The organism is Lonepinella sp. BR2474 (assembly GCF_051851555.1).
Classification (GTDB): Bacteria; Pseudomonadota; Gammaproteobacteria; order Enterobacterales; family Pasteurellaceae; genus Lonepinella.
On the sequence record NZ_JBPDVH010000012.1, the window covers coordinates 21,989 to 36,897 of the forward strand.

Below are 14,909 nucleotides of genomic sequence, written 5' to 3' on the forward strand. Positions count from 1 at the left end.
AGCCTTTTTGTTATCTATTTACCATTATTGCAAAACGGAAATATCCGCCACTTGCAAGAATAAATCTTGTAACGCTTTCAAAATCGCTAAACGGTTTTGGCGAAGTTTTTGATCATCCGCATTCACCATCACGTTATCAAAGAAATTATCTACTGGCTGACGAAGATTGGCTAATTCATCTAGCACTGCACTGTAATCACCGTTGGCAATTAACGGTTGTACTGCTTGTTGCAAGGCTACCACGTTTTCCGCTAAGGCTTTTTCCGCAGGCTCAACGCAGGCAGAAAGATCGATATTGCCAATTTCAATATTCGCTTTGGCGAGAATATTGCTCACTCGTTTATTGGCTGCTGCCAACGCTTCCGCTGAATCCAAGGTGCGGAAATGCGACACTGCACGCACACGAGCATCAAAATCCGCAGGACGAGTTGGACGGCGAGCAAGTACCGCTTGAATTTCGTCCACCGCAATACCTTCATCTTGATACCACGCACGGAAACGACCGAGCATAAAGTCCACAACGTCATTCACCACATTTTTGTTGGTCAATTTGTCACCAAAAAGTGAGGTAGATTTTTCCACTAAATCGGTTAAATCAAGCGGAAGATTTTTTTCTACAATAATCCGCAATGAACCAAGAGCCGCACGGCGTAATGCAAATGGGTCGGCACTGCCTTTTGGTGCTTGTCCAATGCCGAAAATGCCTGTTAGCGTATCAATTTTATCCGCCAACGCCACCGAACAAGCCACTAAGGAATTTGGCAAATTATCGCCCGCAAAACGTGGCATATATTGCTCGTTTAATGCCACCGCCACGTCTTCATCTTCGCCATCGTGACGAGCATAGTGCATTCCCATTACGCCTTGCGTGTCGGTAAATTCAAACACCATATTGGTCATTAAATCACATTTTGATAAAAGACCTGCACGTTTGGCTTTTGCCACATCCGCCCCAATTTGAGCGGCGATTTCACCTGCCAACTGCTCAATACGAGCGGTTTTATCACGCAATGTCCCCAGTTGTTGTTGGAACAACACGGTTTCTAAGCGTGGTAGTCTGTCTTCCAAACGCTGTTTCAAGTCAGTTTTGAAGAAAAATTCCGCATCCGTCAAACGTGGACGCACCACTTTTTCGTTACCCTCAATAATCGCCGTTGGATCGGCTGGATTAATGTTGGAAACAAAAATAAAGTGCGGTAATAATTTGCCGTCTTTGTCATAAATTGGGAAATATTTTTGGTCGCCTTTCATCGTATAAACCAAGGCTTCCGCAGGCACAGCCAAGAAACGCTCTTCAAATTTGGCGGTCAACACATTTGGATATTCAACCAAAGATGTAACTTCGTCTAATAAGTCTTCATCAATATCTGCCACACCACCAAGTGCGGTGGCTTTTTCCTGAGATTTTGCCAGAATAATGGCTTTACGCTCATTAAAATCCGCAATCACTTGACCACGCTCCGCCAAGATTTGCGGATACTCATCAGCATGCTGAATGTCAAATTCACGCTCACCTAAAAAACGGTGTCCACGAATAGTACGACCGCTTTTCACGCCTAAAATTTCGCCGTCAATTAATTCCGAACCGAGTAACATGGTTACCGTATGCACAGGACGAATAAACTGCACGGTTTTATCCGCCCAACGCATTGGTTTTGGAATCGGTAATTTTACCAATGCACTTGCGACTAAATCAGGCAAAAGATTTTTGGTGGCTTGCCCTTGTAGCACCGCACGATGTACTAGCCACTCGCCTTTATCAGTCGCCACACGCTCCGCTTGATCCACAGTAATGCCACAACCTCTCGCCCAGCCTTCTGCGGCTTTGGTCGGATTGCCATTGGCATCAAAGGCTGCCGCAACCGCAGGCCCTCGTTTTTCAATTTGTTTACTTGGCTGTTCGGTGGCTAGATTTTCCACTTTCAACGCCAAACGGCGTGGGGCAGCGAACCATTTTACTTGGCTGAATGTTAAACCTGCTTGATTAAGCTCTGCGGTAAAATTCTCCGCAAAAGCCGTAGCCAAGGTTTTTAACGCTTTCGGTGGCAACTCTTCAGTGCCGATTTCTACTAGGAAGTTTTGGGTTGTCATTGTTTTTATTTCTCTTTCAATTTGTATTCAGTCTTTGTAGGAGATGGTATCCATTCAATTTCGTGATATAACGCTGAACAATCTCCATAACGAGCATCGGTCGTATTTTCTGTATAATCTCGTGTTCCCACCAGCTTGCTATCATAGAAGAAAGCAATTAAATAATTGTCAAAATCAATAGGTGTAATCGGAGTAACAATGCCTGTTTTACACCATTGAGCATATGAGCCTCGTCCATTAGTACGTTTCATAATAGGGTTTCCCAGAATATTATTAACTTCCGACTCCGTCATTCCAGCTGTCAGTAGACTGGCTTTTTCAATAGGCTGGCGTGTTATTGAACAAGCACTCAATCCCAACGTTAATAAAATTAACAGTAATAAATTTGTTTTCATATTAATTTCCTTAAAATATTAGTAGTATCTCTTAAATTACAATTGTACAGGCAGTGCCTGCAATAATATGCAATTGGTTATTCACTCATTTTCCATGCTTTGTGTAGCTAATCTCGCCTTAGTAAATACTTCAAATCTCCCCCTAGCCCCATCTTTTTCAAAGAGGGGGAACTGTAAGGGTGGGAAAATTTTTTACAATTTTTTCAATAACCGTATCAAGTTCAAATAAAACTTCTTGATTATCAAATCTTAAAACTTGTAATCCTATTGAATTAAGTTCGACATCTCGAATACGATCACTTTCCTGATAATCATATTCATAATGCTGACGACCATCTAATTCAATCACCAAATTTGCTTTTGGACAATAAAAATCAACAATATAGCTTAATAATGGCTTTTGTCGATAAAAACGAAACCCTAATAACTGATCATTTCTAATTCTTTCCCATAGTCGCTTTTCAGGTTCAGTTTGTGCTGAACGCAATTTTTGTGAATTTAATTTTAACGATACATTTTTTAATTCCCCCTCTTTGAAAAAGAGGGGGTTAGGGGGAGATTTTTTCTCGCTTACTTCTTACATCCAGGAAATCCCAACGCCTCACGACTCGCATAATAAGCCTCTGCTACACCTTTGGTCAGTGTACGAATCCGCAAAATATACCGTTGGCGTTCCGTCACCGAAATCGCTTTGCGTGCATCCAGCATATTAAAGCTGTGTGCGGCTTTTAAAATGCGTTCGTAAGCAGGTAATGGTAACGGTTTTTCTAATTCTAACAAGGCTTTGGCTTCTTTTTCGTAATGGTCGAAACATTGGAATAAGAAATCCGTGTCGGCGTATTCAAAGTTATAAGTAGATTGCTCCACTTCGTTTTGGTGGAACACATCGCCGTAAGTGGTTTTGCCGAGTGGCCCGTCTGAATAAACTAAATCGTACACAGAGTCCACACCTTGAATATACATCGCCAAACGCTCTAAACCGTAGGTGATTTCGCCTGTGACAGGACGACATTCTAAACCGCCTACTTGTTGGAAATAGGTAAATTGGGTCACTTCCATACCATTCAACCACACTTCCCAGCCTAAGCCCCACGCGCCTAAAGTTGGGTTTTCCCAGTTATCTTCCACAAAGCGAATGTCATTTTGCGTTGGGTCAAAACCGAGCATTTTTAGGCTGTCTAAATAGAGTTCTTGAATATTATCAGGAGACGGCTTAATCACCACTTGGAATTGATAATAATGTTGCAAACGGTTTGGATTTTCGCCGTAACGACCGTCTGTTGGACGGCGTGATGGTTGTACATAAGCGAATGCCATTGGCTCAGGTCCTAAAGCACGCAGTGCCGTCATTGGGTGAGAAGTCCCTGCCCCCACTTCCATATCAAAAGGCTGTACAATGGTTGCCCCTTGTTTCGCCCAGTAATCTTGCAGGGCTAAAATCATCCCTTGGAATGTTTTTACGTTAAATGTTGTTGTCATAAGTTATCTCAAAAAATAATGAAAATTTGCACCGCATTATACGGGAAAATTGATGAATATAAAACGGTTATAAATCACCAAAACACACTTGCAACGCAGTAATTGCCGTCAATGCTGCCGTTTCAGTGCGTAATACTCGCTTGCCAAGCAAAATGTCGGTAAAGCCTTGTTGTTCGGTTTGGCTGATTTCTTGTGGCGACAAACCGCCCTCCGATCCAATCAGCAATCGCACACCAGCCGCAGGAATTTGCGGCAAAGTTTTAATGGAATACTTGGCTCTTGGGTGCAAATTGAGCTTTAACGTGCCATCTTGCTCCGCACACCAATCTTGCAATTTCATCATTGGACGAATTTCTGGCACCACATTGCGACCGCATTGCTCACAAGCAGCAATGACAATTTTCTGCCACTGCTGAATTTTTTTCTCCATTCGTTCCGCATCTAATTTCACACCACAACGTTCTGACCAAAGTGGCGTGATCACATTCACGCCCAATTCCACGGATTTTTGAATAGTAAATTCCATTCGTTCGCCACGAGAAATCACTTGTCCTAAATGGATTTTTAACGGGCTTTCTCGGTCATCAAGTTGACGATCTAAAATTTCGACACTGACCGTTTTTTTACTGCTTTCGGTAATTTGAGCAGGATAAATATAATTTGAGCCATCAAACAGCGCTAATTTTTCGCCAACCTGCATACGCAATACTCGCCCAACGTGATTGGCAGCATCTTCGCTGAGTTGGCAGTGGGTTTGATTTTCTAAAGGTTCGGGGTGATAAATTCTGGGTATTCTCATGGTTATTTCATATTTTTCATCAAGTCTCGCTATAATAAAGCAAAGTGCGGTGAAAAAAAACAAGGTTTTTTAAGGTTATTCGTAATTCAAATAAAAAAGTTCTGCACAAGACAGAACTTCTTTTTGAATAAGGGATGGCACGATAGATAGCAAATGCCGACGGTGATTATTCCACGTAACGACTAATTGCCCCCGCAATTTCCGTATCTTTATATAAGGCAGACACAACATCTTTTAAGGTGGCATCCAAGGATTTTTGAATATCGTTATTATTCACGCCTAACGCCCCCTCATCAATGCGACTTGCACCGAAGTTTTTGGTGAAGTTGCCTTTGATACCTTGCACATGCACTTCTAACTGCACTCTGGAAGTGATTTTATGACGAATGTTGCCCTCTTCGACTTTGGCATAAAATTCTTTCACCGTCACAAGCACATTGGTATTCACGCCATTTGTGGCTAAACGGAAACCTTTTGCGTTCAAGTCTTGTTGTACCACTTGTTGAAATAATTTTTCCACTGCTGGCGAAGAATAAAGTTTAAATAATGCACTATTCAGGGTGTAACTTGACACCTCGGTTTGACTCCGTCCGTCTTTACTCACCACATTCACAATGGCTTTTTGATTTTGCGTATTAAATGCGGTGGTGGCCGTTGGGGACTGAGGATTAAAGGTTAAGGTATTGCTCGGCGTGGAAGAACAGCCGGCTAATAAAAGGGCGCCTAATGCGAATGCCCCCCATGAGAATTTTTTAATCAATGTCATAATTGCTCCTTTTAGTAAGATGAAATTTATATGCACATATTCTTGCAAACTTCGTCAATAATGTATAGCCTTTGCGTAAAATTTTATGATAGGAAAGCCATTATGTCAAAACAACAAGAATTAGAGCAACGTTTAATTAACGAATTTCAACCGCACTTTGTGAAAGTGGAAAATGAAAGCTACATGCACAGTTCAGGAAAAGGGGCCGATTCGCATTTTAAAATTGTATTAGTCAGCGATAAATTTAATGGACTTCGCCAAGTGGCAAGGCACCGTTTGCTGTATCAACTTTTTGCACAAGATTTAGCCCAAAGCATTCATGCTTTAGCATTACACACTTATACGCTCACAGAGTGGCAAACCTTACAAGGAAATTATCCAACTTCACCGAAATGTGTCGGGGTGGGACAATAACGCTTTTGGGGTAGTTGAAAAACATCTTTACTTTTTTTTAACAAAAATAGGGAAAAAAATACGGTTAAACTGGAAGAATAATCAAATTTTGGTTAAAATACCTTGTTATTATTGTTTTTTATGAACAACAACACCGAATTTGAGTTTTTTATTTTTATGATTTCTTGGGGGGCTGTCTTGATTCTCCCTATGTTATCGCTCAAAGTGCGGTCATTATTTTGGAATTTTTCTAAAATAATGGCTTAATTTTCAACCCTAACGAAAAAGTAGTGCAAATAATGATTACGATTAAAAAAGGCTTGGATCTTCCTATTGCAGGAAAACCAGAACAAGTCATCCGTGACGGTAATGCCGTAACTGAAGTTGCTATGCTTGGCGAAGAGTATGTGGGTATGCGTCCTTCTATGAAGGTACGTGAAGGCGATGTTGTGAAAAAAGGTCAGGTACTTTTTGAAGATAAAAAGAACCCTGGCGTGGTTTTCACTGCTCCTGCAAGTGGTACTGTCACGACGATTCATCGTGGTGCCAAGCGTGTATTGCAATCTGTGGTGATTGCTCTGGATGGTAACGAACAAGAAACTTTTGCTAAATACGAAGTTTCTGCGTTAAATCAATTAAGCGAACAAGAAGTTCGTCAAAATCTACAATCTTCTGGTTTATGGACCGCATTTCGCACCCGTCCATTCAGTAAAATTCCAGCGGTTGATGCGGTTCCATCGTCTATCTTTGTGAACACCATGGATACTAATCCATTGGCAGCGGATCCTGCGGTAATTATTGAGCAATATGCCGATGATTTCGCTCATGGTTTAACCGTGCTAGGTCGTTTACACAACAAAATTAATTTGGTGAAAGCCGCTGGTGTTACCTTGCCAAGCGTAGGAACCGCAACCGTTCACGAAGTGAAAGGCGTTCATCCGGCTGGTTTGGTAGGAACACACATTCACTTTATTGATCCTGTCAGTTTCACAAAACATGTGTGGCATTTGAATTATCAAGATGTGATTGCGATTGGTAAATTATTTACCACCGGTGAATTGTTTACCGACCGTATTGTGTCTTTAGCCGGTCCACAAGTGAAAAATCCACGTTTAGTGCGGACCCGTTTAGGAGCGAATTTATCGCAATTAACCGCTAATGAGCTAAATGCCGGTAACAACCGTGTGATTTCAGGTTCTGTGTTAAACGGTGCCACCGCACAAGGCCCACATGATTACTTAGGTCGTTATGCCCTACAAGTCTCCGTGTTAGCCGAAGGTGACGAAAAAGAATTTATGGGTTGGATTACGCCACAAGCAGGCAAATATTCCATTACTCGTACCGTATTAGGTCACTTTAGCCGTAAATTATTCAATTTTACCACCGCAGTTAACGGTGGCGATCGTGCCATGGTGCCAATTGGTTCTTATGAACGTGTGATGCCATTGGATATTTTACCCACCTTATTATTACGTGATTTAGCCGCCGGTGATACGGATTCTGCCCAAACCCTAGGTTGCTTAGAGTTAGATGAAGAAGATTTAGCCCTTTGTACCTATGTTTGCCCAGGTAAAACCGATTACGGTGTCCTGTTACGTCAAGCATTAGAAAAAATTGAGAAGGAAGGTTAAAAATGGGGTTAAAACATCTTTTTGAAAAAATGGAACCCGCATTCCTACCTGGTGGTAAATTTGCCAAACTTTACCCTGTGTTTGAAGCAATGTTTACTTTGCTTTACACGCCAGGTACGGTAACAAAAAATGGGACACACGTACGTGATGCGATTGACTCAAAACGTATGATGATCACCGTTTGGTTAGCGTTGTTCCCTGCGGTATTCTATGGTATGTACAATGTGGGTCATCAATCCATCAATGCGATTGCAAGTCTTGCTACAACTGTTGATGCGTTAGCTACTCAAGATTGGCACTATGCGATTGTTCAATGGTTAGGTTTAGATGTTTCTTTAGATGCTGGTATCGGCAGTAAAATGGCATTAGGTGCGGTGTTTTTCCTACCAATTTACCTAACTGTTTTCTTGTTAGGTTCTGCGATTGAAGTTGCCTTTGCGGTAGTTCGTGGTCACGAAGTTAATGAAGGTTTATTCGTAACAACAATTCTGTTTGCTTTAGTTGTTCCACCAACCTTACCATTATGGCAAGCGGCTTTAGGGATTACTTTCGGTTTAGTCGTAGCGAAAGAAGTATTCGGCGGTGTCGGTAAAAACTTTATGAACCCTGCCCTTGCTGGTCGTGCATTCCTATTCTTCGCTTACCCTGCTCAAATTTCAGGTGATGCAGTTTGGACTGCGGCAGATGGTTTCTCTGGTGCAACCGCTCTTTCTCAATGGGCACAAGGTGGTGAAGCGGCATTAAAACACATCTCTACAGGTCAACCAATTACGTGGATGGATGCGTTTTTAGGCAATATCCCAGGTTCCATGGGGGAAGTTTCCACCCTTGCCTTAATTATCGGTGGATTGATTATTTTATTCGCTCGCATTGCGTCTTGGCGGATTATTGCCGGTACGTTCTTAGGTATGGTGATTACAGCGACAGCCTTTAACTTAATAGGTTCTTCAACCAACGCCATGTTCTCCATGCCTTGGCACTGGCACTTAGTGTTAGGTGGTTTTGCGATTGGTATGATCTTTATGGCGACTGACCCTGTTTCAGCGTCATTTACTGAAAAAGGTAAATGGTGGTACGGTGCGTTAATCGGCTTTATGGCAGTATTAATTCGTGTCGTCAACCCAGCTTACCCAGAAGGGATGATGTTGGCTATTTTATTCGCTAACTTATTTGCTCCATTGTTCGACTACTTAGTGGTGCAAGCAAATATCAAACGTCGGAGAGCTCGCAATGTCTAAATTTAATAAAGATAGCGTCGGCGGCACATTAACCGTCGTGGTGTTATTGAGCTTAGTCTGTTCTCTTGTAGTAGCGGGTGCGGCAGTGCTGTTAAAACCTACGCAAGATATTCAGAAACAACTTGATAAACAAAAAAATATTTTACAAGCTGCTGGTTTAATGCAGCCCAACATTAATGTTCAAGAAGTCTTTGCCAAATCCGTTGAGCCTAAAATCGTGGATTTAGCCACTGGTGACTATGTAGATGACGTGAAGAACTTTGACGCGAAAGTGGCGGCTAAAGATCCTGCGACCAGTATTGCCATCAGCCCTGATGACGATAAAGCACACATTAAAGTGCGGGCAAAATATGCCGAAATTTATTTAGTCAAAGATGATGCAGGCAATACTACTCAGGTCGTATTACCAATGTATGGTAATGGCTTATGGTCAGTGATGTATGGCTTTGTTTCGGTAGCCACTGATGCCAATACCGTGAAAGGTATCACCTACTATGAACAAGGTGAAACCGCTGGTCTGGGTGGTGAAATTGCGAATCCGCTTTGGCAGAAAAAATTTGAAAATAAGAAAATCTTCAACCCACAAGGTGATGTTGCTTTAGGTGTACACAAAGGTGGTTCTGCTGATGTAGAACACGGTGTAGATGCCTTATCTGGTGCAACCTTAACCTCTAACGGTGTAGATGGTTCAATTAAATATTGGTTCGGTCCAAATGGTTTCGGTCCATATTTGACCAAATTCAAAGCAGCAATGGGGGCAAACTAATGGCTAGCTCTAATTACAAAAAACTGTTGTTATCCCCAATTGCGGATAGCAACCCGATCGCATTACAAATCTTAGGGATCTGTTCTGCATTGGCGGTAACAACCCAATTACAAACAGCGGTCGTGATGGCGATTGCGGTAAGTTTAGTAACGGCTTTTTCAAGTTTATTTATTTCACTTATCCGTAATTATATTCCAAACAGCATTCGTATTATCGTACAAATGGCGATCATTGCCTCCTTGGTAATCTTGGTTGACCAAATTTTACGTGCTTATGCCTATGATTTATCCAAACAACTTTCGGTATTCGTTGGCTTAATTATCACGAACTGTATCGTCATGGGACGTGCGGAAGCCTTTGCCATGAAATCTGCTCCATTAGAAAGTTTTGTGGACGGTATCGGTAACGGTTTAGGTTATGGTGCCATTTTAGTTACCGTGGCATTTTTACGTGAATTAATTGGTTCAGGTAAACTTTTCGGTGTGACTATCTTCCAAACCATCAATGATGGCGGTTGGTATCAAACCAATGGGTTATTCCTATTAGCACCAAGTGCATTCTTTATTATCGGTTTCCTAATCTGGGGTTTAAGAACCTGGAAACCTGAGCAAGTGGAGAAATAAAATGGAACATTATTTAAGTCTATTTGTAAAGTCTGTATTCGTTGAGAATATGGCACTTTCTTTCTTCCTTGGTATGTGTACATTCCTTGCGGTGTCAAAGAAAGTTTCAACCGCCTTTGGTTTAGGGATTGCGGTTATCGTGGTATTAGGTATTGCGGTGCCTGCTAACCAATTAGTGTTTACTCACATCCTAAAAGATGGGGCCTTAGTGGAAGGGGTAGATTTAACCTTCTTAAACTTCATCACCTTTATCGGCGTGATTGCGGCATTGGTACAGATCCTTGAAATGGTATTAGATAAATTCTTCCCTGCCCTTTATAGTGCGTTAGGGATCTTCTTACCATTAATCACGGTAAACTGTGCGATCTTCGGTGGCGTATCTTTCATGGTGCAACGTGAATACAACTTCCCTGAATCCGTGGTTTATGGTATCGGTGCAGGGACTGGCTGGATGTTAGCGATTGTTGCATTAGCGGGTTTAACGGAAAAAATGAAATATGCTGACGTACCAGCAGGTCTCCGTGGTTTAGGTATCACCTTTATCACCGTAGGCTTAATGGCGTTAGGCTTTATGTCATTCTCAGGCATTCAATTATAAGGAGCGTATCGTGGATAGTAATTTTATTTTCGGTATCGGCATTTTTACAGCCCTTGTATTAGTGCTTGCAGTAGTTATTTTATTCGCTAAATCTAAATTAGTGGATTCGGGCGATATTACCATTTCTATCAATGATGATCCTGAAAAAGCGATCACCTTGCCAGCCGGTGGTAAATTATTAGGTGCTTTAGCCAGCAAAGGGATTTTCGTCTCCTCCGCTTGTGGTGGCGGTGGCTCTTGTGGTCAATGCGTGGTGAAAGTAAAATCTGGCGGTGGCGAAATTCTACCAACCGAACTTTCGCATATTACCAAACGTGAAGCCAAAGAAGGCTATCGTTTATCTTGCCAAGTGAACGTCAAATCTTCTATGGATATTGAATTGCCAGAAGAAATCTTTGGTGTGAAAAAATGGGAATGTACCGTTATTTCTAACGATAACAAAGCCACGTTCATCAAAGAACTTAAATTGGCCATCCCTGAAGGTGAAGAAGTGCCATTCCGTGCCGGTGGTTATATTCAGATTGAAGCGGAACCACATACTGTGGCATATAAAGACTTCGATATTCCAAAAGAATATCATGAAGACTGGGATAAATTTAATCTCTGGCGTTATGTTTCAAAAGTGGATGAACATATTATTCGTGCGTACTCTATGGCATCTTATCCAGAAGAGAAAGGCATTATTATGCTAAACGTGCGTATTGCTACACCACCGCCACGTAATCCAGACGTGCCACCAGGTCAGATGTCCTCTTATATTTGGTCATTAAAACCAGGTGATAAAGTCACGATTTCAGGGCCATTTGGTGAATTCTTTGCCAAAGAAACCGATAATGAAATGGTCTTTATTGGTGGTGGTGCCGGTATGGCACCAATGCGTTCGCATATCTTCGACCAATTAAAACGCTTACACAGTAAACGTAAAATGACCTTCTGGTACGGTGCACGTTCTAAACGTGAAATTTTCTATGAAGAAGATTTTGATATGTTAGCACGTGAAAACGATAACTTTGAATGGCATATTGCCTTATCTGATGCGTTACCAGAAGATAACTGGACAGGTTACACTGGCTTTATTCACAACGTGCTTTATGAAAACTATCTGAAAAATCACGAAGCCCCTGAAGATTGTGAATACTACATGTGTGGACCACCGGTGATGAATGCAGCGGTAATCAAAATGCTAGAAGGCTTAGGCGTTGAACACGAAAACATCTTATTAGATGACTTTGGTGGTTAATGCGTTATCTTTTAACCGTAGGGGCGGATCTACGTATCCGCCCATTAAAAACGGAGCGTAATTTTCGGACGGATACATCGATCCGCCCCTACAACACATTGAAACAGTTGATACCTTTATTAATATAATGAAAATATCCATCAAATACCTATTCCTTTTAATCTTAAGCCTTTTTCTCGTTGCTTGTGGCAAAGATCCCGAAATTATCACCCTATCAGGCAAAACCATGGGGACCACCTACCATATCAAATATATTGATAATGGCAAGGTAAGCCAACAAGCAGAACAAACCCATGAGCAAATTGAAGTGGTATTGAAAAAGGTGAATGACCAAATGTCCACCTATATTCCGACATCGGAATTAAGCCGTTTTAATCAAAATACACAAGTCAATCAATCCATTGAAATTTCCCCTGAATTAGGCAAAGTGATGGCGGAATCTATCCGTTTAAACAAATTAACAGACGGTGCATTAGATGTCACGGTGGGGCCTTTAGTCAATTTATGGGGATTTGGCCCTGATAAACGTTTGAATAGACAACCTAGTCAGCAACAATTAAATGAACGTCTCGCAAAAGTCGGCATTGATAAATTAAAACTAAGCCAACGTGCGGATAAATTTAGCCTAGAAAAAAGTATTCCGGAGCTTTATGTGGATTTATCTTCTATTGCCAAAGGCTACGGCGTGGATCAAGTGGCAGATTATTTAGATCAGCTCCATATTGCCAATTATCTGGTCGAAATCGGGGGAGAAATCCGAGCCAAGGGCAAAAATGCGGAAAACAAAGACTGGCAAATTGCCATTGAACAACCGAATGCTGATGGTTCTCGTTCCGCCCAAAAAATTGTCGGTTTGAAAAATTTAGGCATGGCGACATCTGGAGATTACCGTAATTATTTTGAACAAAATGGTATTCGTTATAGCCATGAAATCGATCCTAAAACAGGTTACCCAGTGCAACATAATCTCGCTTCGATCACGGTATTACATCCTTCTGCCATGACTGCAGACGGCTTATCCACGGGATTATTCGTACTAGGCGAACAAAAAGCACTGGAGATAGCAGAACAACAAGGCATTGCCATTTATATGATTATTAAAACCGATAAAGGTTTTGAAACCAAAATGTCATCAAAATTCACCGCACTTTTAGCGGAACAACATCAATAAGGAAATATTATGCAAGTTTTTTTAGTTACCTTTGGCATTTTTATGCTGGTTATTTTCGGCATGGCGTTAGGGTATATTGTTAAACGTAAATCTATTCAAGGAAGTTGTGGGGGCATTTCTGCTTTAGGCATGAAAAAAGTTTGTGACTGCGATGAACCTTGTGACAATTTGAAAGATAAAGTAGCCAAAGGCGAAGCCGATCCAAAAGAATTAGAACGCTTTGCGAAACCTGCGTTTTATGAAGTGAAGTAATGTAGAACCCTCACCCTAGCCCTCTCCCAAAGGGAGAGGGAACGATTTTTAGGGCGAAGATTAAAATAAAATTATTCCTCATTCTGCCCCCTCTCCCTTTGGAAGAGGGCTAGGGTGAGGGTAAAAAAAGAGATACCCTATGCAATCAAAAACCTATAACGATCATTTCCCAACCCTAACCCCCGATCAACTCGCCCAAAACCAAACCAAAAAAGTTATTGTGGGGATGTCAGGTGGTGTAGATTCCTCGGTTTCCGCCTTTATCTTGCAACAACAAGGCTACCAAGTGGAGGGCTTGTTTATGAAAAACTGGGAAGAAGATGATGATACGGATTATTGTACTGCCGCAGCCGATCTCGCCGATGCACAAGCAGTTTGCGATAAACTGGGCATTCACTTACATAAAATCAATTTTGCAGCGGAATATTGGGATAATGTCTTTGAGCATTTTCTTAGCGAATATAAAGCAGGCCGTACGCCAAATCCTGATATTCTCTGTAACAAAGAAATTAAATTCAAAGCCTTTTTAGAATATGCGGCAGAAGATTTAGGTGCGGATTATATCGCCACAGGGCATTATGTTCGCCGTTCGGGTGATGATGAGCATGCTCGATTATTACGTGGTTTAGATAGCAACAAAGATCAAAGCTATTTTCTTTACACCTTAAGTCATCAGCAAGTTGGGCAAAGTTTATTTCCTGTGGGGGATATTGAAAAGCCTATTGTTCGAGCCATTGCTGAAGATTTAGGTTTAGTCACTGCCAAGAAAAAAGATTCCACCGGCATTTGCTTTATCGGCGAACGCAAATTCAAAGATTTCTTAGCACGTTATTTGCCTGCTCAACCGGGTGAAATCCGTACCGTAGAGGGTAAGTTAGTGGGTCATCACGACGGATTAATGTATCACACCTTAGGACAACGTAAAGGTTTAGGCATTGGTGGAGTACAAGGATTAAGCGAAGAACCTTTTTATGTGGTAGAAAAAGATTTAATCAATAATGTGCTTATTGTCGCACAAGGTCACGATAATTCAGCCTTACTTTCAACCGGTTTAACGGCAAGCCAACTATATTGGGTCGATCGCCAGCCGATTCGCCAGAATCTACGCTGTACCGTAAAAACACGTTATCGTCAGGAAGATATTGCTTGTGAAATTATCCCACGAGATGATGATAATATCCGTGTCGTTTTTGATGAACCCCAAATTGCCGTCACGCCAGGACAAAGTGCGGTGTTTTATCAGGGAGAAATTTGTTTGGGTGGCGGGGTGATTGAAACGCAAGTGAAATAATTCTGTTTTTGAATATTGAGCTATGACTTGATAAATGAATGTAACCCATAAAAAAAGAGCATAACGCTCTTTTTTATCATATTTCAAACCCACTAATTTTTCTCAAAACGTTGTAATTCTTTTTTCGTATGATTTTCTACACCCTGTATGTTAAAAAAATCACAATTCAGTTGTTG

The 14,909-nt window shown here is 41.5% G+C and carries 15 protein-coding genes and 1 pseudogene; 10 read left to right on the forward strand and 6 right to left on the reverse strand.

Annotated features, from left to right (window positions below; genetic code table 11):
- Positions 1-24 precede the first annotated feature (24 nt).
- The 6 genes and pseudogenes from glyS to ACTG7Q_RS10610 all read right to left on the reverse strand — a co-directional run bounded on the left by glyS (position 25) and on the right by ACTG7Q_RS10610 (position 5,530).
- Positions 25-2,091, reverse strand: coding sequence for a glycine--tRNA ligase subunit beta (gene glyS, locus ACTG7Q_RS10585; protein ID WP_439243690.1), 2,067 nt, complete (start codon positions 2,089-2,091; stop codon positions 25-27).
- Between the two features lie 5 nt (positions 2,092-2,096).
- Complete coding sequence (locus ACTG7Q_RS10590; protein ID WP_439243693.1) at positions 2,097-2,486, reverse strand: hypothetical protein; 390 nt, start codon at positions 2,484-2,486, stop codon at positions 2,097-2,099.
- Positions 2,487-2,643: 157 nt separating this feature from the next.
- Positions 2,644-2,994 (reverse strand): annotated as a pseudogene (locus ACTG7Q_RS10595) (endonuclease domain-containing protein); the annotation flags it as partial.
- A 62-nt stretch (positions 2,995-3,056) separates the two neighbouring features.
- Complete coding sequence (glyQ, locus tag ACTG7Q_RS10600; protein ID WP_386689237.1) at positions 3,057-3,965, reverse strand: glycine--tRNA ligase subunit alpha; 909 nt, start codon at positions 3,963-3,965, stop codon at positions 3,057-3,059.
- A gap of 67 nt (positions 3,966-4,032) precedes the next feature.
- Positions 4,033-4,764, reverse strand: a complete 732-nt coding sequence (rsmE, locus tag ACTG7Q_RS10605) for a 16S rRNA (uracil(1498)-N(3))-methyltransferase (RefSeq protein WP_439243696.1) — start codon at positions 4,762-4,764, stop codon at positions 4,033-4,035.
- A 166-nt stretch (positions 4,765-4,930) separates the two neighbouring features.
- Positions 4,931-5,530 (reverse strand): YajG family lipoprotein, encoded by a 600-nt coding sequence (locus ACTG7Q_RS10610; protein ID WP_439243698.1) that lies wholly within the window; start codon positions 5,528-5,530, stop codon positions 4,931-4,933.
- Between the two features lie 102 nt (positions 5,531-5,632).
- Here ACTG7Q_RS10610 and ACTG7Q_RS10615 point away from each other — a divergent pair, with 102 nt between their 5' ends.
- From ACTG7Q_RS10615 to mnmA, 10 genes are all read left to right on the forward strand, one after another.
- Positions 5,633-5,944, forward strand: coding sequence for a BolA family protein (locus ACTG7Q_RS10615; protein ID WP_439243700.1), 312 nt, complete (start codon positions 5,633-5,635; stop codon positions 5,942-5,944).
- 278 nt (positions 5,945-6,222) lie between these two features.
- Entirely contained in the window at positions 6,223-7,554 is a 1,332-nt protein-coding gene (locus ACTG7Q_RS10620) for a Na(+)-translocating NADH-quinone reductase subunit A (RefSeq protein ID WP_439243703.1), read from the forward strand.
- A gap of 2 nt (positions 7,555-7,556) precedes the next feature.
- Positions 7,557-8,792 (forward strand): NADH:ubiquinone reductase (Na(+)-transporting) subunit B, encoded by a 1,236-nt coding sequence (locus ACTG7Q_RS10625; protein WP_439243706.1) that lies wholly within the window; start codon positions 7,557-7,559, stop codon positions 8,790-8,792.
- Positions 8,785-9,558, forward strand: a complete 774-nt coding sequence (locus ACTG7Q_RS10630) for a Na(+)-translocating NADH-quinone reductase subunit C (protein WP_439243709.1) — start codon at positions 8,785-8,787, stop codon at positions 9,556-9,558. The genes ACTG7Q_RS10625 and ACTG7Q_RS10630 overlap by 8 nt, the downstream gene beginning before the upstream one ends.
- Positions 9,558-10,181 (forward strand): NADH:ubiquinone reductase (Na(+)-transporting) subunit D, encoded by a 624-nt coding sequence (locus ACTG7Q_RS10635; RefSeq protein ID WP_439243711.1) that lies wholly within the window; start codon positions 9,558-9,560, stop codon positions 10,179-10,181. The genes ACTG7Q_RS10630 and ACTG7Q_RS10635 overlap by 1 nt, the downstream gene beginning before the upstream one ends.
- A 1-nt stretch (position 10,182) precedes the next feature.
- Positions 10,183-10,779 (forward strand): NADH:ubiquinone reductase (Na(+)-transporting) subunit E, encoded by a 597-nt coding sequence (gene nqrE / locus ACTG7Q_RS10640; RefSeq protein ID WP_439243713.1) that lies wholly within the window; start codon positions 10,183-10,185, stop codon positions 10,777-10,779.
- Between the two features lie 10 nt (positions 10,780-10,789).
- On the forward strand, positions 10,790-12,019 hold the full coding sequence (gene nqrF, locus ACTG7Q_RS10645) for an NADH:ubiquinone reductase (Na(+)-transporting) subunit F (protein ID WP_439243716.1): 1,230 nt from the start codon (positions 10,790-10,792) through the stop codon (positions 12,017-12,019).
- Positions 12,020-12,146: 127 nt separating this feature from the next.
- Positions 12,147-13,190, forward strand: a complete 1,044-nt coding sequence (locus tag ACTG7Q_RS10650) for an FAD:protein FMN transferase (RefSeq protein ID WP_439243718.1) — start codon at positions 12,147-12,149, stop codon at positions 13,188-13,190.
- A 9-nt stretch (positions 13,191-13,199) separates the two neighbouring features.
- Positions 13,200-13,442 carry a (Na+)-NQR maturation NqrM gene (gene nqrM, locus ACTG7Q_RS10655; protein WP_439243720.1) on the forward strand — a complete coding sequence of 81 codons (243 nt, stop codon included), beginning with the start codon at positions 13,200-13,202 and terminating at the stop codon, positions 13,440-13,442.
- A gap of 139 nt (positions 13,443-13,581) precedes the next feature.
- Positions 13,582-14,733: a tRNA 2-thiouridine(34) synthase MnmA gene (gene mnmA / locus ACTG7Q_RS10660; protein ID WP_439243722.1), complete on the forward strand. Its 1,152-nt coding sequence runs from the start codon at positions 13,582-13,584 to the stop codon at positions 14,731-14,733.
- Positions 14,734-14,909 lie beyond the last annotated feature (176 nt).

Bases quoted from the DNA above. Each gene is read 5' to 3' on its own strand.
- glyS (WP_439243690.1), bottom strand. From the start codon at position 2,091: ATGACAACCCAAAACTTCCTAGTAGAAATCGGCACTGAAGAGTTGCCA.
- nqrE (WP_439243713.1), top strand. From the start codon at position 10,183: ATGGAACATTATTTAAGTCTATTTGTAAAGTCTGTATTCGTTGAGAAT.
- glyQ (WP_386689237.1), bottom strand. From the start codon at position 3,965: ATGACAACAACATTTAACGTAAAAACATTCCAAGGGATGATTTTAGCC.
- rsmE (WP_439243696.1), bottom strand. From the start codon at position 4,764: ATGAGAATACCCAGAATTTATCACCCCGAACCTTTAGAAAATCAAACC.
- ACTG7Q_RS10590 (WP_439243693.1), bottom strand. From the start codon at position 2,486: ATGAAAACAAATTTATTACTGTTAATTTTATTAACGTTGGGATTGAGT.
- ACTG7Q_RS10635 (WP_439243711.1), top strand. From the start codon at position 9,558: ATGGCTAGCTCTAATTACAAAAAACTGTTGTTATCCCCAATTGCGGAT.
- ACTG7Q_RS10625 (WP_439243706.1), top strand. From the start codon at position 7,557: ATGGGGTTAAAACATCTTTTTGAAAAAATGGAACCCGCATTCCTACCT.
- ACTG7Q_RS10610 (WP_439243698.1), bottom strand. From the start codon at position 5,530: ATGACATTGATTAAAAAATTCTCATGGGGGGCATTCGCATTAGGCGCC.
- ACTG7Q_RS10620 (WP_439243703.1), top strand. From the start codon at position 6,223: ATGATTACGATTAAAAAAGGCTTGGATCTTCCTATTGCAGGAAAACCA.
- nqrM (WP_439243720.1), top strand. From the start codon at position 13,200: ATGCAAGTTTTTTTAGTTACCTTTGGCATTTTTATGCTGGTTATTTTC.
- mnmA (WP_439243722.1), top strand. From the start codon at position 13,582: ATGCAATCAAAAACCTATAACGATCATTTCCCAACCCTAACCCCCGAT.
- ACTG7Q_RS10615 (WP_439243700.1), top strand. From the start codon at position 5,633: ATGTCAAAACAACAAGAATTAGAGCAACGTTTAATTAACGAATTTCAA.
- ACTG7Q_RS10650 (WP_439243718.1), top strand. From the start codon at position 12,147: ATGAAAATATCCATCAAATACCTATTCCTTTTAATCTTAAGCCTTTTT.
- ACTG7Q_RS10630 (WP_439243709.1), top strand. From the start codon at position 8,785: ATGTCTAAATTTAATAAAGATAGCGTCGGCGGCACATTAACCGTCGTG.